The 19,771-nt window shown below is 67.7% G+C and carries 18 protein-coding genes and 1 pseudogene; 4 read left to right on the top strand and 15 right to left on the bottom strand.

Annotation, left to right across the window (positions count from 1 at the left end; genetic code table 11):
• Window positions 1-106 precede the first annotated feature (106 nt).
• The 6 genes and pseudogenes from GOPIP_RS10010 to GOPIP_RS09985 form a co-directional block, all read right to left on the bottom strand.
• Window positions 107-1,075, bottom strand: coding sequence for a helix-turn-helix domain-containing protein (locus GOPIP_RS10010; RefSeq protein ID WP_006369537.1), 969 nt, complete (start codon window positions 1,073-1,075; stop codon window positions 107-109).
• 160 nt (window positions 1,076-1,235) lie between these two features.
• Window positions 1,236-1,574: pseudogene (locus GOPIP_RS29870) on the bottom strand (helix-turn-helix domain-containing protein); the annotation flags it as partial.
• Window positions 1,575-2,614: 1,040 nt separating this feature from the next.
• Window positions 2,615-3,193, bottom strand: a complete 579-nt coding sequence (locus GOPIP_RS10000) for a histidine kinase (RefSeq protein ID WP_244421132.1) — start codon at window positions 3,191-3,193, stop codon at window positions 2,615-2,617.
• Between the two features lie 184 nt (window positions 3,194-3,377).
• Window positions 3,378-3,860, bottom strand: a complete 483-nt coding sequence (locus tag GOPIP_RS09995; protein ID WP_006369534.1) for a Dps family protein — start codon at window positions 3,858-3,860, stop codon at window positions 3,378-3,380.
• A 75-nt stretch (window positions 3,861-3,935) separates the two neighbouring features.
• The gene (locus tag GOPIP_RS09990; protein ID WP_006369533.1) at window positions 3,936-4,367 is read right to left on the bottom strand and encodes an organic hydroperoxide resistance protein; all 432 of its coding nucleotides are present in this window, start codon (window positions 4,365-4,367) and stop codon (window positions 3,936-3,938) included.
• A 155-nt stretch (window positions 4,368-4,522) separates the two neighbouring features.
• Window positions 4,523-4,990, bottom strand: a complete 468-nt coding sequence (locus tag GOPIP_RS09985; protein WP_006369532.1) for a Fur family transcriptional regulator — start codon at window positions 4,988-4,990, stop codon at window positions 4,523-4,525.
• A gap of 254 nt (window positions 4,991-5,244) precedes the next feature.
• Between GOPIP_RS09985 and GOPIP_RS09980 the strand changes: the two genes are divergently transcribed.
• Window positions 5,245-6,306 (top strand): isopenicillin N synthase family dioxygenase, encoded by a 1,062-nt coding sequence (locus tag GOPIP_RS09980; RefSeq protein ID WP_006369531.1) that lies wholly within the window; start codon window positions 5,245-5,247, stop codon window positions 6,304-6,306.
• The gene (locus tag GOPIP_RS09975; RefSeq protein WP_006369530.1) at window positions 6,303-7,631 is read left to right on the top strand and encodes an amidohydrolase family protein; all 1,329 of its coding nucleotides are present in this window, start codon (window positions 6,303-6,305) and stop codon (window positions 7,629-7,631) included. Before GOPIP_RS09980 ends, GOPIP_RS09975 begins: the two co-directional genes overlap by 4 nt.
• Before the next feature lie 27 nt (window positions 7,632-7,658).
• On the opposite strand, the gene GOPIP_RS09970 is transcribed toward GOPIP_RS09975, so the two are convergent.
• The 5 genes from GOPIP_RS09970 to GOPIP_RS09950 form a co-directional block, all read right to left on the bottom strand.
• Window positions 7,659-8,315, bottom strand: a complete 657-nt coding sequence (locus GOPIP_RS09970; RefSeq protein WP_006369529.1) for a hypothetical protein — start codon at window positions 8,313-8,315, stop codon at window positions 7,659-7,661.
• Window positions 8,316-8,413: 98 nt separating this feature from the next.
• Window positions 8,414-9,850: a hypothetical protein gene (locus tag GOPIP_RS09965; protein WP_006369528.1), complete on the bottom strand. Its 1,437-nt coding sequence runs from the start codon at window positions 9,848-9,850 to the stop codon at window positions 8,414-8,416.
• Window position 9,851: 1 nt separating this feature from the next.
• A complete protein-coding gene (locus tag GOPIP_RS09960; protein WP_170320187.1) occupies window positions 9,852-11,135 on the bottom strand; it encodes a lipase family protein in 1,284 nt (427 codons plus the stop codon).
• A gap of 51 nt (window positions 11,136-11,186) precedes the next feature.
• Window positions 11,187-12,641, bottom strand: coding sequence for a GntP family permease (locus GOPIP_RS09955; protein WP_006369526.1), 1,455 nt, complete (start codon window positions 12,639-12,641; stop codon window positions 11,187-11,189).
• The gene (locus GOPIP_RS09950; protein WP_006369525.1) at window positions 12,638-13,153 is read right to left on the bottom strand and encodes a gluconokinase; all 516 of its coding nucleotides are present in this window, start codon (window positions 13,151-13,153) and stop codon (window positions 12,638-12,640) included. Before GOPIP_RS09950 ends, GOPIP_RS09955 begins: the two co-directional genes overlap by 4 nt.
• Before the next feature lie 154 nt (window positions 13,154-13,307).
• Here GOPIP_RS09950 and GOPIP_RS09945 point away from each other — a divergent pair, with 154 nt between their 5' ends.
• Complete coding sequence (locus GOPIP_RS09945; RefSeq protein WP_006369524.1) at window positions 13,308-14,015, top strand: FadR/GntR family transcriptional regulator; 708 nt, start codon at window positions 13,308-13,310, stop codon at window positions 14,013-14,015.
• 73 nt (window positions 14,016-14,088) lie between these two features.
• On the opposite strand, the gene GOPIP_RS09940 is transcribed toward GOPIP_RS09945, so the two are convergent.
• From GOPIP_RS09940 to GOPIP_RS09930, 3 genes are read right to left on the bottom strand one after another with little or no spacing between them, the layout of a single operon-like run.
• Complete coding sequence (locus tag GOPIP_RS09940; RefSeq protein ID WP_006369523.1) at window positions 14,089-15,117, bottom strand: fused (3R)-hydroxyacyl-ACP dehydratase subunits HadA/HadB; 1,029 nt, start codon at window positions 15,115-15,117, stop codon at window positions 14,089-14,091.
• A 48-nt stretch (window positions 15,118-15,165) separates the two neighbouring features.
• Window positions 15,166-16,194, bottom strand: a complete 1,029-nt coding sequence (locus GOPIP_RS09935; protein WP_006369522.1) for an aspartate-semialdehyde dehydrogenase — start codon at window positions 16,192-16,194, stop codon at window positions 15,166-15,168.
• Between the two features lie 36 nt (window positions 16,195-16,230).
• Window positions 16,231-17,496 carry an aspartate kinase gene (locus GOPIP_RS09930; protein WP_006369521.1) on the bottom strand — a complete coding sequence of 422 codons (1,266 nt, stop codon included), beginning with the start codon at window positions 17,494-17,496 and terminating at the stop codon, window positions 16,231-16,233.
• Window positions 17,497-17,652: 156 nt separating this feature from the next.
• Here GOPIP_RS09930 and GOPIP_RS09925 point away from each other — a divergent pair, with 156 nt between their 5' ends.
• The gene (locus GOPIP_RS09925; RefSeq protein WP_006369520.1) at window positions 17,653-18,945 is read left to right on the top strand and encodes a putative hexosyltransferase; all 1,293 of its coding nucleotides are present in this window, start codon (window positions 17,653-17,655) and stop codon (window positions 18,943-18,945) included.
• Window positions 18,946-18,956: 11 nt separating this feature from the next.
• On the opposite strand, the gene GOPIP_RS09920 is transcribed toward GOPIP_RS09925, so the two are convergent.
• Window positions 18,957-19,715, bottom strand: coding sequence for a TetR/AcrR family transcriptional regulator (locus tag GOPIP_RS09920; protein ID WP_006369519.1), 759 nt, complete (start codon window positions 19,713-19,715; stop codon window positions 18,957-18,959).
• Window positions 19,716-19,771: the final 56 nt, after the last annotated feature.

The following is a 19,771-nucleotide window of genomic DNA, read 5'->3' as shown; positions in this document are numbered from 1 at the left end:
ACCGGACCAACTCACGCGGCGGGCGTCACCCCGCGAAACATCGAGGCTAGCTCACAGAGGACTCGGCGAAGGACTGCACGATCGCCTGCGCGCGACGAGGGCTCAGTCAACCAGCGAGGAGTCCTCGGCGGGATCGAGGATCGGCCGTCCCAGGCCTCCGCGTCGGCGGCGTGGAGTCGGCGACGACGGTCATCTGTCGTCGATACTCTGCCGGGGTCAGATCGAGTTCGGACCGGAATCTGCTGCGCAGGGTGGCGGCCGAGCCGAATCCGCTGGCGGCGGCGATTTCGGCGAACGTGTGTCGTTGCGGCACCACCAACAGACCCTGCGCACGGGCGATTCTCCTCTCGGAGATCAAGTCCGACAACGACTTCGACGAGTCGGTGAAATGCCGGTACAGATGACGCCGGCTGATGTTGAGTTCCCGGGCGATGTCGGCGACACCGAAGGTGGGGTCGGTGTGGCGGCGTGCGATGAGGTCGTCGACCGCCGCCCGCATCACCAGCGAATTGTCGCGGACCCGAAACAGATCTGTGCGCTCGTTGTCGAGAACGGCGCGCACGAGATCGATCGCCGCCAGTTCGCCGTCGGGATCAAACGACGGCGCCCGTGTCAGCGACGAGAGGGCCAGTTCGCGCACGAACTGCGCGGTGGCCCGGCTCAGCAGGGTCTGGACGCGGACGGTTCGCCGCCCGAACTCCTCGCCCAGACTCTCGACGGGGACCACCACCCCGGCCGGGTCCGCCGGACCCGTGACCTCGATCACCGCCGGCTCCACAAGGGGGTACACGACGAGTTGTCCGGGACCGTACGTGGTCTGTTCCTCGCCGCGACGGATGGTGATCGACCCGGAGAAACGGGTGACCAGAACGGCAACACCGGGTTCGGAGTCGACCGTGCGTCGGTGATCTCGGTGTCGTCCATCCTGTTCGAACACACCCGGCGCGACGAGCGCACAGTACGCATGCAGGTGACGCAAGGGCCGCGCCGCGAGAACGAGATCGAAGGCCAGCGCGTCGCCGACGACTCGCGCGCACACGAGATTCGACGCGCCGGCCTGCCCACGCAGGCGCACCGCATCGCCCGCGTCGTCGACCCCGAGACCGACCTCGGGTCACCACGCCCCGCACCATCAGTGCTCGCACGTCGGCTGTCGGCGAGCGAGCGACGGTATTCGTTCGGAGCGACGGCGAATGCCGCACGGAATCGATTGCGCAAGGTCGCCGCTGATGGAAGCCAGATGCGGCGGCGATCGAATCCAGGCCCGCACCCTCGCGGTAGGCCAGCAGTTCGCGCGCGCGTTCCAGGCGGCGCGTCGCGATCATCGTGGCCGGCGAGTCATCGGTGTCGCCGAAGTAGCGATACGGATGTCGCCGACTCATGTGCAGGGTCTTCGCGATCGTCTCCGCGCTGAACTCCGGATCTCGGAAATGATGATCGATCAATGCCCGCGTGGCCTCGCGCACGTACACCGGGTCGGTGCAGACGCGGTCGGGCGACTGATCGGCCTGCCTGCGGGCGAGTATCGCCCGGACGAGGTCGATCACGGCCAGTTCCCGTGTCGAGGTCCACATCGGCACCGCGTGCGGCGACGTCGACCGCGAAGTTGCGAATGAACGCCGCAGCCGCACAGGCCAACGGCGTCCCGGTGACCACGGGGGCGATCGGGACGCCGACGAGTCTCTGCCCAGTGATTCGACGGGAATCCAGACACCTGCGAGATCGGCGACCTCCTCGGAGGTCTGCTGGTACGGCTCGTTGTTGTCGAAGATCACGATGTGCGCGGGCGCCCGATAGGGGTGGCTGCTGCCGGCCTGGGTGAAGGTGCCCCCGCCGGGCATCGACTGTGTGCCGACCACGACATAGGGCGATGGGTACTCGGCGATGATCTCCGGGGTGCGCGCCATGGTGGACGGGGTCCGGATCAGCGCGTAGACCAACATCCCGGGCAGGGGTCGCCAGAAGACGATCTCGTCGAACGCGCCCGGATCGTCGGTGGTGATATGCAGTGCCGGGATGTAGTTGGCGATTCCCTCGGCGCCGCTGCGCCGGATGTAGCGCGTCGGGCTGGCACCGAGGAGGTCGTCGGCGCCGATCCGCGCCAGCCACGTCTGAACCGCGACCGGTGTCAGCCCCGCGGACTCGGGCTCAGCCGACCCTTCGCGCGTCGTCACCGTTCCCGCCTTTCTCCCGTCGCTGCATCCCACAGCGCAGCCCAGGGGTGCGCGGGCGGTCCTTGCCGTGGCTCTTGGCCGGCCTCGGCACACGGAGCGTCATGGCGATATCCAACCGCACCACCAATCCAACCGCACCACCACGAGCTTTCTCCACCAGCGTGGAACCGTGGAAAGGGAACTCTCACATACCCCTCACAGCCCGTCTCGGACCGGGGCGCAGCACAGGCGCGAAGCGCCGAAAGCGCAGGTGAGAAGTACGGAATCCGGCAGGCTTCCCCCGAACGGATGACGGTGCGCGCCATCTTGTCAACCGACCACGACATCGGACCGACGGCGCAGCGAAAGTGCCACAACATGGCACGAATTGTCCGATTATTGTCCCGGACTGATGCACGAATTCACGGAATTCGACAAGTCATGAGGGTGGGGGAGGCCTTTTAGGTGGTCGTCTTTTCGGCGGTCGCCTTTTCGGTAGCCGGCGCGTCGGCGTCCGCCGGTGTGTCAGCGTCCGAGACGACGGTATCAGGGCCTGCTGCACCGGAATCTGCGGCGTCGGAACCAGCAGCACTGTCGCTCGCATAGGACTCGGCGAAGGACACGCGCGGGGTGGTGGCCGCGTGGAATGCGGCCAGACCCGCGAAGAACAGGGTCGCGAGGACGAAGACGACCGCGAGGAACAACGCTGCCCAGTGCACGATCGTCAGCGCCAGACCGTCACCGCGTGTCGCCAGGGCACCGGCGGCCGAGAGGACCGCCGCGAGCAGACACCACACGGCGCTGCGCACCCGCGGCGACACCGTCGAGACGTAGAACAGTCGCTGATAGAGCGAGGTCTCGTATTCCTCGACCGCGGCCAGTCGCACCGCATCACCGGCGGCCAGGGCGCGCAGCTCACCGGCCAATGACGCGCCGCGCCGAAGCTGTTCTGTTTCCCGATCGCGGTAGCGGACGAAGGCAACGCCCGCGACGACCACGGCCAGCAGTCCGATCCCCGCCATGACTCCCCAGTACTCCACGCCCACACGCTACCGCCGCCGCACTCGGCGACGTGCGTCAGGTCACAGCGGTCGGGTGCTGTCCGCGGAGATGCCCCTACCCGGATGCGACGACGGACCCCGCCACATGGGCGGGGTCCGTCGTCGTGATCGGTGGAGCCGAGGACCAGGCTGTCGCCCTCGCCTCCACCGGGTATCGGGGCCCTCAGGCCACCTGCGCCTGCCACATCCAGTGCAATTGCTCGAGCTTCGAGGCGAAGCCGATGAGCAGGTCCTGGGTGACCGGGTCGGCATCCTCGGTGACGTCGATGCGCTCGCGCAGACCGGCGATGACGGCCTTGAGGTTCTCGACGATCGAGACCACGACGTCGGCGTCCTTGGTCCAGCCCTCGCCGAAGCCCTTGGTAGCGGCGGTCTTGGCGACGGTCTCGGCGCGCCCGTCCGGGCTGACGCCGATGGCCGTGGCACGCTCGGCGGCCGCGTCGGTGAATTCGCGAGCGACGCTGACGAGTTCGTCGAGTTCGAGGTGCACCGACCGGAACTGGGCGCCGACGACGTTCCAGTGGGCCTGTTTGGCGATCAGTGACAGATCGATCAGGTCGACGAGGGTCTCCTGGAGGGCCTTGCCGGTGATCTCCTTCTGCTCATCACTCAGGGTGCTGGTGATGGGGGTGGATGGTGCAGTCATGGTGTGACTCCTTCCTGTGGTGCGGTTGCCCGGCTGTGGCCGGGGGCACGCGGTGGTGCGGTGGTCGCGGCGTCCTCAGACGCGGACCGTCAGATTGTGATCGATGTTGCCCTTGGTGGCCTTGGAGTACGGGCAGAAGGCGTGGGCCTTCTCCGCAAGTTCCTTGGCCTGCGCCTCCTCGAGGCCCGGCAGGTAGGTCTCGATGCCGACGACGAGCCCGAAGCCGCCGTCGGACTCGTCCTTGCCGATGCCGACGGTCACGGTGACGGTGGCGTCGTCGGGGGCCGGCGTGCCGGCCTGCTTGGAGGTGGCGCGCAGGGCACCGAGGAAGCAGGCGGCGTAGCCGGCGGAGAACAGCTCCTCCGGGTTGCTGCCGTCGCCGCTGCCACCGAGTTCCTTCGGCGGACGCAGTTCGAGGTCGATCTGACCACTCGCGGAGACCACTTCTCCGTCGCGGCCGCCGCCACTGGCCTTGGACGAGATGCTGTATGCGGGTTCGATAGCCATGATGTCTCCTCGGTTGTCGGCCGCCCATGGACGGCTGTTGGACGTACTGGATCGAGCGGATTGCCGGTTGTTGTCGAACTACCTTGCTCTGCAACCATTCTCGACGACTCTTCGTTCCCGAAGGGGTGAATTCGCCGAGAATTCCCGGCGTCGGGTCACGGCCCCTCGGGTTCGGCGGACGCCGGCGCTGCGCCCCGGCATCGCGGACACAGTCCCCAGAAGGTGATCTCGGCTTCCTCGACGAGATAGCCGTGATCGTGGTCGGGGTTCAGGCATGGGGCCGCACCGACGACGCAGTCGACGTCGGTGATGTCCCCGCAGACCCGGCACACCAGGTGGTGATGGTTGTCGCCGGTCCGGGTCTCGTAGCGGACGGCCGAACCCGCGGGCTCGATCCGTCTCAGCAGCCCCTTGTCGGCGCACGTGCGCAGCACGTCGTACACCGTCTGGGTCGATACGCCGCCGAGGTGCTCCCGCACATGGGAAGCCACGGCGTCGGCGGTCGAATGCGGATGCCCGTGGACGAACTGCAGCACCGCGACCCGCGGTGCGGTGACGCGCATCCCCGCTCCGCGTAACTGCTGGTGCAGCTGCGCGGGGGTGACGTCGTCGATTTCGGGCATGACGCCAGTGTAGCCCTTTTCTGGAGTAGATCCAACTATTGGATCAACTCTAAAATAATGCAGGCATGGCTAACCTTCCCGATCACGAACCGCCCGGATGGCGGGGCCGCCGAAGGTGTCGTATCGTCTTCTGCACGAGATCGTGTGTAGCAACCGGCAAGGAGCCGATTGTTCGCGTCCGTCGGCCACTCCTCTCTCACGCGGCCGGCGTCGAAAAGCGCACACCGTCTCATCACCACCGAGAGAGTCACACCATGAGCGACACGACGACCACCGTCGACATCCACTCAACTGCCACCCACACCGATCCCACCCACATGCCGGCCACCCCGATGGCCGAACTCACCCGGGAGTCACGGATGGGTGGTGCCGGCACCGAGACCGCCGACCGCGAGGTCCGCCAGATCTCCCTCGCCGACTTCGCCGCCCGCCGCGCCGAGATCACCGAGCAACTCTGGTCGGCCGCAACCGATATCGGCTTCTTTCAGATCGTCGACCACGGCATCGACATGTCCGTGGTGAATCATGCGTTCGCCATGTCCGAACGGTTCTTCGCACTGCCGCGAGAGGTCAAGGAGCGCTATCCGCTCAAGAAGGGGCAGAACGCGGGCTGGGAGTTCATGACCCAGGTCCGGCCGTCGGTCGGCACCCCGGATCAGAAGGAGTCCTATCAGTTCACCCGCCCGCGCATGGACAGGTTGTGGCCCAACGAGGACGAGCTCGCCGGATTCCGCAGTACCCTCGACGATTTCGAGTCGCGGTGCCGGCAGATCGCAATGGATCTGCTCGGCTGCTTCGCCGACAAGCTCGGCTTCGATCGCGAGTTCTTCACCCGCGCACACGATCCGGCCGTCGACACCTATCAGAGCACCCTGCGGCTGTTGCACTACTACCCCTTCCCCGACGAGCTGCTCGACGAGCCCAATATCTGGCGGGCCGGCGCGCACACCGACTTCGACGTGCTGACCCTGCTGTTCCAGCGATCGGGGCAGGGCGGTCTGCAGGTGCTACCGGGAGCCGAAACCGACAGCCAGGCATGGACTCCCGTCGAACCCTCGGACGAGGCCATCACCTGCAACATCGGTGACATGCTGATGCGATGGTCCGACGACGCCCTGCCGTCGAACTTCCATCGGGTGCGCGCACCGCGACGCGGGGAGTACCAGGGCCCGCGCTACACCATCGCCTACTTCGCGCAGGCCAACACCGACGTCTTGATCGAGAGCGCCGCGGGCAAGTATCCGCCGATCACCGCCGCCGACTATATCGCCCAACGTCTTTCGGCCAACTTCGACGCCACGAAGGGTCGTCGATGATCACCCCGAACGGATCGCCTGACGGCGACCGGGCGTTCACCGACGTCACCGTCCGCGTGGGCGGCACGTGGGTCGCCCACCAGGACGTGTACGTGGCCGCCGGGGTCGTCAGTGCGATCACCGACACCACCGCCTCCCCCGACACCGGACCGCCCGCGGTACTCATCCCCGGCTTCGTCAACACCCACACCCACCTGCAGCAGTCGCTGATGCGCGGAATCGCCGAATGCACACCACTTCTGGAGTGGCTGCTGGCCATCGGCGAGCAGTCGGTGGCCATCACACCGCAGCGGGCGTATCTCGCGGCGGTGGCCGCCTGCTTGGAGAGTCTCCGGTCGGGCACGACGACCGTCGTCGAGCACATGTGGCCCCATCCGTCCGATGAGGTCCACGGCGCGGTCATCGCGGCGTTGCGCGACACCGGGATTCGCGCACTGCTCGGACGTGGGGTGGCCGATCGGGCTGACGCCACCCGCAAGTGGGGCTTCGAGCCGCGGCTCATGCAACCCCTCGACGAGATCCTCGACCACATCGATCACCTACGGGCACAGGTCGACGGATCGTCGATCTCGATCGCCCTCGCGGTCCCGAATCCGCGATCGCTCACCGAGCCGGGCATGACGACGCTGCGTGAGTTCGCCCAGGAGCGTGACCTGTCGGTCTCCATCCATCTGCTGGAGACACCCACCGACGATGTGATGTGCCGTGAGCACGCCGGTGTCGGCGCCGTCGACTACCTCGATCGCGGGGGTTTCCTCTGGGACCGGGTGCTCGCGGTGCACTGTGTGGAACTCGACGAGTACGGGCAGGCGCTGCTCGCCGACCGCGGTGTGGCGATCTCGCACAACCCGTTGTCCAACATGCGGCTCGGCAGTGGCGTCGCGCCGGTGCCTGCGATGCTCGATCGCGGCCTCGCCGTGGGGCTCGGTGTCGACGGCGCGGCCAGCAACGACACCCAGGACATGCTCGAGACGCTGCGCATCGGCGCCTATGTGCAGCGGGCGGTGCATCGGCGTGCGGATCTGATGGACAACGCCACGATGCTCGACATCGCCTGCGGCGGTGCCAATGTCGCGCTCGGACTCCCCGAATCGATCGGCGGCGTCGCCGTCGGCGCCCCCGCCGATCTGACGCTCCTGCGGTTCGACCGGGATTACGCCACACTCCCCGTCCGCGATCCGGGCGCCTCGCTTCTGACCACCGGCTCCCCGCGTCTGGTGGACACGGTGATGGTCGACGGCGAGATCGTCGTCGCCGACGGCCGCAGCACGCGCGTCGACGAGGCCGAGTTCACCAAGGAGCTGATCGCCGCGACCGCCGGTTGACCGGTGGCTGCGGGCGCGGTGAGTTCCCTACCGGGCCCGCAGCATTCGCGTCGGGCGCATCCGGGTCGACTCGGGCAACCAGCGGTCGACGACACGGCGCAGGGTCATGACCGCCGACACCAACAGCAACGCGAACTGAATCCATCCGAGAACCACGGTCCCCGACCACAGGCTCGGATAGCGGAAGAACAGATCGAGTCCCACCGGGATGCACATCAGGTTCAGGACGACGATCGTGAGGAAGAAGTTGCGGCAGTTGCGGCTGTGATGGGTGACCGCGGCCCGGAGGAACAGATATGCGCCGAGAAGGAACAGCACAGTGATGATCAACCCGGCGACCGGCAGCACCGACGCGAAGGTGTCGATCTGACCGGCGTTGGGTTGCCCCTTCGGCGTGGCCACGGCGTCGGCGAGCATCCGATCACGGAGAAGATCTCTGATCGCTCCGAGGTTGATCGCCCCGTACACGACGCACACCAGCCCGGCCGCGGCCGCTCCCCAGAAGGCCACCCGGGCGTGGAGTGCCAACGCGGCGGGGGCGGGTCCGGGCGCGGTGGGCGGCTTCGGGTATAGGTTGGCCCGGTCCCGGTCGGCCGAGGTCCGCTGCAGTTCCGCGAGGTCCTGCGCGTCGAGCTCGGCCTGCGACGGCCTGCGGTCGGGGTCCTCGGAGGTGGGATCGATCATGGTCGCATTGTGACACTCGTCGCGTCGACGCGACGGCGCACCTGGTCAGGAGACACGGGGAGGGTGGTACCGCGAGGCCGGCCGACGAGCACCGGACCTCAGCGGCCGATCTTGAGCATGTGACCGACCGTCGCCTGCCACAACGTGCCGTCGGCGGCGATGGTGCCCGTCAGTTCCAGCGGCTCGTCGATCGGCGCGATGCCGACCTGCCGGGTGACCACCCGCCGGCCGGTGGCGAAGTCGCTGGCGATGTAGTCGACCGGCCCGCTCTGTTGGATCGCCCCCGGCACATACGGCCCGTATCCGAGGCCGTGGATGAGGCCGTCGGCGCGGGAGAGCTTCGGCAACGACGCGAGGCGGTCGTTGTTCTCCCAGACCCGATGACATCCGTGCGCCGTCACGTCGATGCGCGTCGACCCGCCGATGAAGCCCGCACTCGAAGGGATCGACGGGCCCGACACCGCCATCGGCGGGTACTGGTAGCCGTAGGTGCTGGGGATGACCAGTGAGTCGCCCCAGGCCATCGGCGAGTTCTCGGTGCCCTGACCGGATGTGCCGAAGGCCGGCATCGTGCACACGAGCCGACCGGTGTCGCTGTCTCGCACGATCAGCGACGGGCGGTGCGCGGCATTGTCCACGATGGCCACCCAGCCGTGTCCGCCAGGACCGAAATACGTTGGCGTCGTGCCCGATCCCCACGTGAGCTGGCCGGGTTTGCGTGCCGGGCCGCGGTCGTAGGCCTGTCGCCAGATCGTGTGCGGCGCAGCACCCGGGGTCGCCCACATCTCGTACAGCGCGTGCGTGGTGAGCACCGAGACGCCACCGGGGCGGACGCTGAGTCCGTTGCCGAGGTCCTCGCCGGACGGCAGGTGCACCGAGTGCACCCGACGGTCGATGTCGACGGTCCCGATCACACCGTGGGTGGTCGCAAACCAGATGCGGCCCAACCCATCCGGCGCCAGGCCGGTGATCGAGTCACCGGCGGGGATATGCCCGGACACGTCGATCCGGTCGTCGACGTACACCTGCCACCCGCGGGCGGTGTGCCGGTGGGCGACGAAGAGGATCGCGTTCGAGCCGTCGGCGACGACCACCCGGTCACGGCCGTCGAGGTAGCCGTACACCCCGCCGAGCAATCCGCCCTTGGCCAGTTGAACCGACGCCAGCGGTGTGGCGGATGCCGGATCGAACAACGTCACCGACGGAACGGCGAACCCGCCGGCAGACCCGTCTCCAGGCACACCGATGTATCTGGTGCACAACGAGACCGGCATGCCATCGCTGCCGATGAAGGTCGCCGCGCACGCGGCACCCGGTACCGACGACGCGAGCAGTCGGGCGTCGCGGCCGGGTCCGGGGTGAGGCGTGGAGTCGGTGGACTCGAGGTCCCCGTGCATCAACGATGTGCCGACGGGACCGAGGATCGGCAGCCCCGGATCGGGCGGCGGGTCCGCCGCCGCGCGACCCGCGCCGGCGAACACCATGCCGGCGACCAGCGCAACGACCGCCGCCGCCGCAATCCGTCGGCCCGTCATGTCACCTGATGAGTTCGGTGAGGAGGAAATTCGTCGCCGGCAACAGTGTGGTGAGCATCGGCAGTGCGTGGTTCACCACCAGTCCCGGGAAGATCGGCGGGATGGTGTTGGTGACCATGGACACGGTGGCGCCCTGGGCTTTCCAGTCCCGATACAGCTGGGCGACCTGGTCGTACGGGATGACGTCGTCGTTGATCCCGCCCTCGAGCAACACCGGGGCGTTGGGCTTGAGCTTGCCGATCAGCTGGTCACCGACGATCTTGCGGACCTGCGGATCGGCGTTGACGATCGCCGACAAGGGTTGCCCGCTGCGGGTCCAGGAGTTGGTTCGCTGGAATCCGTAGGACAGGATCGTGTCACCGATGCATTGCGTCGACAACCGTTGCAGCGCAGTGTGTCCGGCCGCGTTGGTCTGCCGGTCGACGACGGTCTTGAGCGCCGGGTACCGGGCTTCGAGGCCGTTGATCGCGTAGCCGATGGCACCGGAGATCGCGGTGCCGTCGATGCGGTCGATCACCTTCGACAGGTCTGCGGGCGGGGCGCCGGCATAGGTGGCCTTGACGTTGAGGTCGGGTGCGTAGGTCGAGGCGAGTTCGGCCGCCGATGCCGCCGCACCACCGCCCTGCGAGTAGCCGGAGAACGCGACCGGTGAATTCGCCGGTGCCCCGGCGATCTTCAGCGCAGCGCGCGCGGCGTCGAGCATGGCGTGGCCGGATTCGAGGCGATTGACGTAGGTGTGGATGCCGGGTGTGCCCATCCCGATGTAGTCGGTGATCGCCACGCGCACACCGTTGATGAGCAGGAGGTTCATCTCCAGACCCGAGTAGTTCACCGCGATCGACGGCTTGCTCGGATCGATCGCCAACGGGAACGACATGAGCTTCGACCCGGCGCACTGATCACCCTGCCCGACGGTGCCGGGGCCGAGCACGACGGTCGGTCGTGGCCCCTTGCCGCGCCACGGTGCGGTCGGTTCGACGACGGTTCCGGTCACCGCGGCCGGCGAGCCGTCCTGGTATTCCGAGGTGTACATGACGCGCTTGGCGGTACCCGGCCACTGGTTCGGGATGCCGGGGATCTGCAGCAGCAGCGGTGACAGTTCGCTGCGGATGATCGATCCCGGTGCGCTCGCGAAGTGCGCGGGCGGTGTGTAGAAGTCGGCGGCCTGGGCCGACGGTGCTGCCAAGCTCGCTCCGGTGGCGGCCAGCGCGCCGGCGGTGAGCACCGCCGCACCCCGAATCCCCCAGGTTCGTCGTGATGAGTTCAATCCCCGAATTCGTCTCATGGCTAGGTAAGCTACCGCACAGTAACCTCGCGGGGTAGAGCCCGGTCACCCTCAGACCACGAGGCCGAGCACCGACACCACGATCAGTCCGGTCACCGACAGGATCGTCTCCATTGCCGACCAGGTCTTGAAGGTCTGCCCGACGCTCATCCCGAAATACTCCTTGACCAGCCAGAATCCCGCGTCGTTGACGTGTGAGAGAAAGACCGAGCCGGCGCCGATCGCCAGAACCACCAGCGACACCTGACCCGAACTCAGCCCGTCGACGAGTCCGAGCATCAACGACGACGCGGTGATGGTGGCGACGGTGGCCGATCCGGTGGCGACGCGGATGAGCGCGGCGAGCACCCAGCCGAGCAGGATGACCGAGATGTTCGCGGCCGACGCCCAGTCGGCGAGCAGGGTGCCGATGCCGGTGTCGACAAGGACCTGTTTGAATCCGCCACCGGCCGAGACGATCAACAGGATGCCCGCGATCGGCGGCAGCGACGATCCCACACAGGACGACAGGGTGTCGCGGGTCATGCCCGAGCGCCGCCCGAGGGTGAACATCGCGACGACGACGGCGATCAGCAGTGCGACCAATGGCGTACCGAGCACGTCGAGAATCTTGCGGAGCCATTGACCGTCGTCGTCGACGATGATCTCGGCGATGGCCTTGCCGAGCATCAGCACCACCGGCAACAGGACCGTCGCCAGGGTGATGCCGAATCCCGGGCCCTTCGGCGACCGCACCGAAGGTGTTGCGGTGGAATCTGATTCAGCTACTGCCGGAGAACCCTCGGGGTGGGCGCCGACGGTTCCCGGGTCGGCATCGAAGGTACGGGGTGCGTCGATGACGACCCACCGCCCGGCCAGCGTGCCGAACAGCGGACCGGCGACGATGATGGTCGGGATCGCCACGGCCACACCGAGAGCCAAGGTCAGACCGAGGTCGGCGTGCAGCGCGTCGATGGCGACGAGCGGCCCGGGATGCGGCGGGACGAAGCCGTGCATGGCCGAGAGTCCGGCGAGCGCCGGGATACCGATCGGGATCAGGCCGAGGCCCGAGCGCCGGGCGACGAGGTAGATGACCGGCATCAACAACACCAGGCCGATCTCGAAGAACATCGGCAGACCGATGACCGCACCCACGAGGGCCATCGCCCATGGCAGCATCCGCGGCCCGGCGTGGCCGACGATGGTGTCGACGATCTCGTCGGCACCACCGGAGTCGGCGAGCAGTTTGGCGAACATCGCTCCGAGCACGATGAGGATGCCCACCCCGGCCGCGGTGGATCCGAAGCCCGAGGTGAACGAGTCGATGACCTTCGGAACCGATTCGCCGGCAACGATTCCCACGGTGGCAGCACCGGCGATCAGCGCGAGGAAGGGATGAACCTTGGCCCACGTGATGAGGGCGACGATGACGGCGATGCCCGCGAGTGCGGCGACGACGAGATGCCAGCCGGAGCCGACCGGGTCGGGCAGTTTTGTGTCGGCGGCGAGGACGGTGAGCGTGTTCATCGGGTGCCTCCGGTGGCATCGGTGATCAGTGGCGCGGCGACGATGCGGTCGATGATGACGTCGATGGGCTGGTCGACATCGACGATCACTCCACGCTCGTCGGACCCGAGCGGCTCCAGGATGTCGAACTGGGAGTGCAGCAGCGATGCCGGCATGAAGTGCCCGGGTCGAGACGCCTGCCGCCGCGCGATCACCTCGAGCGGCCCGTCGAGGTGGACGAAGACGGTGTCCGGGCGGTGGCTGCGCAAGCGGTCGCGGTAGGCACGCTTGAGCGCCGAACAGCTCATCACCCCGCCGTCGCCGTGCTCACCGAGCCAGTCCCCGATGAGGTCGAGCCACGGCTGCCGGTCGACGTCGGTCAGGGCGTGACCGGCCGTCATCTTGTCGATGTTCGACTGCGGATGAAAGTCGTCGGCGTCCGCGAACGGCACCCGCAGGCGCTGCGCCAACGCGGCGCCGACCGTCGACTTCCCCGATCCGGAAACTCCCATGACCACCACCGGTGACCCCATGCCCGCTCCTCTGCTGCTGTGCTACTGGTCACATAGACTGCCTCAAAGGTATGACTATTGCAAGTGAACGCCGTGAATCATCGGCCTTTACTGGTCGCGGAGCGATAAACAGCGGAGCTGCGCAGCTCCTCTACGTAAATGAGAAGATGATTGGGTGACCGAGACCACTGCCCCCACCGATCGGCACGAACAGGTGCTCACCGAACTCGGGGTGCGCATCGCCTCCGGCGTTCTGTCCGAGGGTGCCGTGGTGACCCTCGACGGGATCGGAACCGAGTTCGCGGTCTCCCGCACCCTGGCTCGCGAGGTGATCCGCGTGCTCGAGTCGATGGGACTCGTCGCGTCCCGGCGACGCGTGGGGATCACCGTGCAGCCCCGAACCCGCTGGAGCGTGTTCGACCCGCGACTGATCCGGTGGCGCCTCGACGGCGCCGATCGCGCCGCCTTCCTGCTGACGCTGTCCGAACTACGCCGGGGTATCGAGCCCGCCGCGGCCGCGCTGGCCGCCCAGCGCGCCGACGAACACCAGTGCCGCGTACTCGCCGCCGCGGCCTCCGACATGGCCGTGCACGGGCGGACCGGAGACCTCGACGCCTACCTGTTGGCCGACAAGATCTTTCACCGCGGCCTCCTCGAGGCCAGCGGCAACGAGATGTTCCGGGCACTGACCGGGGTGGTCGGCGAGGTCCTCGCCGGCCGTACCCATCACGGCATGATGCCGGCGCGGCCCAATCCCGCGGCCATCGCGCTGCACGACGACGTCGCCCGCGCAATCCGGCTCGGCGAACCCGACACCGCCGAGAACGCCATGCGCGCGATCATCGACGAGGCGGCACAAGCGGTCGCCGACGAGCGCAGCTGATCAGCCCGCCACATATGTTGGGCGCGTCGCCCTTTCGGGCGTCAGGAATTCCGGCCGTCAGGAATTCCAGGCGTCAGGCGAAGCGCACGTTCATCGTCGCCAGCCCGAAGATCTTGCGGCCGCCGGACTTCGCGACGATGATGACCACGCCGCTGCGGGTCTCGGCGTCGAGAGACTTGATCCGCCCACTGAATTCGATGTCGCCACCCTCGGCGGCCGAGACCACCGCCACCTGCGACAGGCGCACCGAATAGCGGGTCACCGCACCGGGATCGCCCGACCAGGCGGAGACAAAACCCGCGCCGAGACCCATGGTCAGCATGCCGTGCGCGATGACGTCGGGCAGCCCGGCCAGCTTCGCGATCGACTCGTCCCAGTGAATCGGGTTGCCGTCACCGGACACCCCCGCGTAATTCACCAGATCGCCGCGTGACAGCCGGGCGTGACGCGTCGGCAGTTCGTCGCCGACGGAGAGGTCCTCGAACCGTAACGATCCCGGATCGCGATCGGCACCGCCGGTGGAAATGCGTTGTTCCCCTTCGGGTCGCACCGTCTTGCGATACTCCGCATCCGACTGTTCGGCGGAGAGCATGTTGACGTCGTGCACCATGATGCTGCGCACCGCGTCGGAGATCCCCGGGTCGACCTCGTCGGCGGTCACCCCGACCACGGTGGTGTGCATGGTGTGCACCACCTCGCCGTGGGCGTCGGTGAAGGTGTTGGTGACGGTGATGAGGTCACGGCCGGCCACCCGCCGGACCGAGGACAACTCGACGTCGGTGGTCAGTTCGTCACCGGCGACGATCGGCCGGTGCTGCTCGAAGACCTGCTCGGTCTGCACATAGGTCTCGTAGCCGACGACGACCGACTCGAACAGGTCGCGGTTGGCGGCCATCGCCGGGATCGAGGTGAAGGTCAGCGGCGTCACCACACCCGAATATCCCAGTTGCGCAGCGGCTTTCTCGTCACGGTGCGCGGGGTGATAATCCTGCACCGCACGCGCGTACTCGCGCACCTTCTCGCGACCGACCAGGTACGGCTCGTCGATCACGTAGTAATGCCCCAGCCGCGAGTCGAGGGACGGGGAGTCGGGTGCGGACATGGCGCAACGCCTTACGGTCGAAGGGGTGAGGGAATGATCGTGCGCCCGCTACGGGACGAGAAGTTCGGCGATCTGGATCGTGTTGAGCGCCGCGCCCTTACGGAGGTTGTCGCCCGAGACGAACAATGCCAGACCCCGCCCGTCCGGGACACCCGGATCCGCACGGATGCGACCGACCAACGAGTTGTCGCGGCCGGCGGCGGCCAGCGGCGTCGGAACGTCGACGACCTCGACTCCCGCTGCACCGGCGAGGATCTCACTCGCGCGCTGCGGCGAGAGCGGCTCGGCGAACTCGGCATTGATCGACAGCGAGTGCCCGGTGAACACCGGCACTCGCACGCACGTACCACTCACCAGCAATTCGGGCAGTCCGAGGATCTTGCGGGATTCGTTGCGCAGCTTCTGATCCTCGTCGGTCTCCCCCGACCCGTCGTCCACCAACGCCCCGGCCAACGCAATCACGTCGAAGGCGATCGGCGCGACGTACTTGTCGGGTGCCGGGAAGTCGACGGACGATCCGTCGTAGACCAGCTTTTCGACGTCGTCGATCACCGCGCGCGACTGCGACGCCAGTTCCTCGACGCCGGCCAGGCCGCTACCCGACACCGCCTGATACGACGAGACGATCAGCCGTTGCAGACCCGCAGCATCGTGCAGCGGTTTGAGCACCGGCATCGCAGCCATGGTGGTGCAGTTGGGGTTGGCGATGATGCCCTTGGGCGGGTTCTTGGCGAGTTCGCCGTTGACCTCCGAAACCACCAGCGGCACATCGGGATCCTTGCGCCAGGCGGAGCTGTTGTCGATGACGGTCACCCCCGCGGCGGCAAAGCGCGGCGCCTGCTCGCGCGACATCGTCGCCCCCGCGGAGAAGAGCGCGATGTCGAGCCCCGACGGATCCGCGGTCGCGGCATCCTCCACGACGATCGCGCCGTCACCCCACGGCAGCTTCTTGCCCGCCGAGCGCGACGACGCGAAGAACCGCACCGAATCGGCGGGGAACTTGCGCTCCGCCAACAGGGTTCGCATGACGCCGCCGACCTGACCGGTGGCCCCGACGACTCCGATGGAAAGCCCCATCACAATCTCCCGTCGCTTCGCTCGCCCATGATTCTCTTACCGCCCCGTTCCCGCGTAGACGACGGCTTCCTCGTCGCCACCGAGATCGAACGCGGCGTGCAGCGCGCGCACCGCGTCGTCGAGTTCGGTGTCGCGGCACAGCACCGAGATCCGGATCTCGGAGGTGGAGATGAGTTCGATGTTGATGCCGGCCTCGCTCAACGCCTCACAGAAGGTGGCGGTGACGCCGGGATGGCTCTTCATGCCCGCGCCGACCAGCGACACCTTGCCGATGTGATCGTCGTAGAGGACCTCGGTGAACCCGATCTCCTGCTGCAGCTTGGTCAACTTCTCCACGCCGAGCGGCCCGAGCTCACGCGGCAGGGTGAAGGTAATGTCGGTCTTGCCGGTGTCGACCTTGGAGATGTTCTGCAGCACCATGTCGATGTTGATCTCGGCGTCGGCGACCGCGCGGAACACCTTGGCGGCGTAGCCCGGCCGGTCCTCGAGTCCGACGACGGTGATCTTGGCCTCGCTGCGATCGTGCGCGACGCCGGTGAGAATCGCTTCTTCCACGGGGATGTCCTCCATCGATCCGGCCACCATCGTGCCGGGTTTGGTCGAGTACGACGAGCGCACGTGAACGGGAACGTTGTATCGGCGGGCGTATTCCACGCACCGCAGCATCAGGACCTTGGCGCCGCACGCGGCCATCTCCAGCATCTCCTCGAAGGAGACGGTCTCGAGCCGCCGGGCATCGGGCACGATGCGCGGATCGGCGGTGTAGACGCCGTCGACGTCGGTGTAGATCTCACAGACGTCGGCCTCCAACGCCGCGGCGAGCGCGACGGCGGTGGTGTCCGAGCCGCCGCGGCCCAGCGTGGTGATGTCCTTGGTGTCCTGCGAGACGCCCTGGAAGCCGGCGACCAGCACGATCTTGCCCTCGTCGAGCGCCGCGCGGACGCGCCCCGGCGTGACGTCGATGATCTTGGCCGATCCGTGGCTGCTGGTGGTGATCACCCCGGCCTGCGAGCCGGTGAACGACTGCGCCTGCGCGCCGAGCGAACTGATCGCCATCGCCACCAGCGCGTTGGAGATGCGCTCACCGGAGGTCAGCAACATGTCCATCTCGCGGGCCGGAGGCGCCGGATTGACCTGCTGGGCCAGATCGAGCAGCTCATCGGTCGTGTCACCCATCGCCGAGACGACCACGACGACGTCGTTGCCCTGCTTCTTGGTTTCGACGATGCGCTCGGCGACACGACGAATCCGCTCGGCCGAGGCGACCGAGGATCCGCCATATTTCTGCACCACGAGTGCCACGTCGGCTGCCCTCCTGCAAGGTGTGTCGATGCGTTGTTTGCCGGGACAACCTTACCGGCGGCCCTCGTGCACCTCGCAGCCGCCGCTCGGCGCCCCGCCCAGATCACACTTTCCACAGGTCGCGCTTTCCACAGGTCGCTGACCTACCATCTCTGCGTGTCCACCACGAGTGCCGTCGGCCGCGACGCGCGCACACCCGACCCCGGCGAACCGACGCACGCGTCGGCGGCGAGCGCGCTGCCCACCCCCGAGTGGCGGTCATGGCTCGCGCCGATCGGCATCTTCCTGCTGATTCGTGCCGTCGGGATTCTCGTGCTGGCCCGATTCGACGCGCTGCGCGGCTCGTCGCTGCGGGAGTCGTTGTCGGCGTGGGACGGCAAATGGATGCTCGCGATCGCCGAACACGGATACGACGGTGTGCCCGTCGAGCTCACCGACGCCCGCGGCTACCACACCGCCGACACCGCCTTCGCCTTCTTTCCCGGCTATCCGTACGCCGTGGGAACGCTGGCCCACCTTCCGTTCCTGAGTCCGTTCGGCGCCGCCGTACTGCTGAATCTGGTGCTCGGCTGTGTGGCCGCGGTGGGGACGGCGCGGTTGGGCGTGCTGTGCGTGGAGCGCATGGCCGGGCGGACACCGATGCTCGCTGCTCTCGACCACACCGACGCGGGTAACTCGTATGCCCGGCGGGTCGGGCTGTATCTCGTCGCGATCTTCGCGGCGACCCCGATGTCGGTGGTCCTCAACATGGCCTACACCGAGACGCTGTTCTGTGCGCTGAGCATCTGGGCGCTGGTGGGTGTGTTGCAGCGGCGGTGGGTGCTTGCCGGGCTCTGCGCGTGTCTGGTCGGGACGGTCCGTCCGACCGCGGTGGTCGTCATCGGGGTGGTGATGCTGGCCGCGCTGATGGACCTGTTCGGCCAGTCGGGGCGGTCAGGGTCGGGGTGGGCGCCCGCCCGCGCCTGGTTCGCGGTGGTCCTCAGCCCGCTCGGCTACCTCGGTTACCTGGCCGTGGTGTGGGCCCAGACCGGCTCGCCGACAGGGTGGTTCACGATCCAGACCCAGGGCTGGGACACCCGCTTCGATTGGGGCGTGGCGGCATTCACCTTCGTCAACGATCAACTGGTGAACTCCGGCGAGGTGGCACCGGTCGCGACGTCGTGGATCATCGTCGCGACGCTGGTGATGGTGGTGGTGGCGCTGTGGGCTCGGCTGCCGTGGCCGGTCCTGACCTACGGCGTTCTGGTCACCGCGTCGATCGTGGCGTCGAGTGGTCTCATGATGAGTCGGCCCCGGCTGCTGTTGCCCGCGTTCGTGCTGCTCCTGCCGCTGGCCATCGTCCTCGCCCGGGCCCGCCCGGCGATCGGGGTGGCCGTGATGGTGCCGATCGTGTTGGCCAGTTCATGGTTCGGGGCCCACATGCTGACGGTGTACCCGCACGCCATGTAGGTCCGAGACTCTCAGCCACCCGACACTTCGGCGGCGAAACCCGCACACAGCACGCGAAGCCCGGCGTCGAGCACCGCTCGTGGGTCCGAGAGTCGGGTCGCGTCCGGGTTGCCGGCGAGGGCGGCCAGCTGCGGCAGGGTCGTCGGGTCGACGGCGAGCCGCCCGGCGATCAGGTCGGCCAGACCGCCGGCCGGCGACGGCGACGCCTCGGCACCCGGGCGCCGGAGTTGCTCACTGAGAAGCTGTTCGCCGACGGCGGCCAGCGCGACGCCGTTCACGAACGACCAGAACGCCAGGGCCATCTCCGCGGCCCGCACGTGCCCGACACCGACGTCGACGAATCCGGCGATCAGCCAATCGAGTCCGGCCAGCGACTCGGTCCCGAAGGCGTAGCGCGGCGTCGCATACGCGAGCACCACCCATGGATGGCGTTGGTAGAGCGCCCAGTCGACGTCGACGGCGATCTCGATGCGCTCGCGCCACGTGGGTGAGCAATCTTGCACCGGATAGGGAAACCGGGTGCCGATCTCCTCGGCCATGGCGTGGAGCAACGCGTCCTTGTCGGCGATGTGCCGGTACAGCGACATCGCGCCGACGCCGAGTTCGTCGGCGATCCGGCGCATCGACAGCGCGTCGAGCCCGTCACGGTCGGCGACGACGATGGCTGCCTCGACGATCGCCGACGACGTCAGCTTCTGGACCGACTGGGCCACCACCACGCTCCCCTCACCCCGCACCGGGAATTTTCCACTTGCGTACAGCGTACCCATATCCGTACCGTCTATGAGCGTACGTCGTACGCGGGCGCCGACCCGCGACGACGCGA

Origin of the sequence: Gordonia polyisoprenivorans NBRC 16320 = JCM 10675, assembly GCF_000241325.1 — a bacterium.
Taxonomy (GTDB): domain Bacteria; phylum Actinomycetota; class Actinomycetes; order Mycobacteriales; family Mycobacteriaceae; genus Gordonia; species Gordonia polyisoprenivorans.
Note: the sequence above shows the minus strand (reverse complement) of the source record. Positions and strands in the feature narration are given on the sequence as shown.

Coding starts and splice junctions, on each gene's coding strand:
- GOPIP_RS09995 (WP_006369534.1), bottom strand. CDS start 3,860: ATGACTGCACCATCCACCCCCATCACCAGCACCCTGAGTGATGAGCAG.
- GOPIP_RS09990 (WP_006369533.1), bottom strand. CDS start 4,367: ATGGCTATCGAACCCGCATACAGCATCTCGTCCAAGGCCAGTGGCGGC.
- GOPIP_RS09985 (WP_006369532.1), bottom strand. CDS start 4,990: ATGCCCGAAATCGACGACGTCACCCCCGCGCAGCTGCACCAGCAGTTA.
- GOPIP_RS09980 (WP_006369531.1), top strand. CDS start 5,245: ATGAGCGACACGACGACCACCGTCGACATCCACTCAACTGCCACCCAC.
- GOPIP_RS09975 (WP_006369530.1), top strand. CDS start 6,303: ATGATCACCCCGAACGGATCGCCTGACGGCGACCGGGCGTTCACCGAC.
- GOPIP_RS09970 (WP_006369529.1), bottom strand. CDS start 8,315: ATGATCGATCCCACCTCCGAGGACCCCGACCGCAGGCCGTCGCAGGCC.
- GOPIP_RS09965 (WP_006369528.1), bottom strand. CDS start 9,850: ATGACGGGCCGACGGATTGCGGCGGCGGCGGTCGTTGCGCTGGTCGCC.
- GOPIP_RS09960 (WP_170320187.1), bottom strand. CDS start 11,135: ATGAGACGAATTCGGGGATTGAACTCATCACGACGAACCTGGGGGATT.
- GOPIP_RS09955 (WP_006369526.1), bottom strand. CDS start 12,641: ATGAACACGCTCACCGTCCTCGCCGCCGACACAAAACTGCCCGACCCG.
- GOPIP_RS09950 (WP_006369525.1), bottom strand. CDS start 13,153: ATGGGGTCACCGGTGGTGGTCATGGGAGTTTCCGGATCGGGGAAGTCG.
- GOPIP_RS09940 (WP_006369523.1), bottom strand. CDS start 15,117: ATGTCCGCACCCGACTCCCCGTCCCTCGACTCGCGGCTGGGGCATTAC.
- GOPIP_RS09935 (WP_006369522.1), bottom strand. CDS start 16,194: ATGGGGCTTTCCATCGGAGTCGTCGGGGCCACCGGTCAGGTCGGCGGC.
- GOPIP_RS09920 (WP_006369519.1), bottom strand. CDS start 19,715: ATGGGTACGCTGTACGCAAGTGGAAAATTCCCGGTGCGGGGTGAGGGG.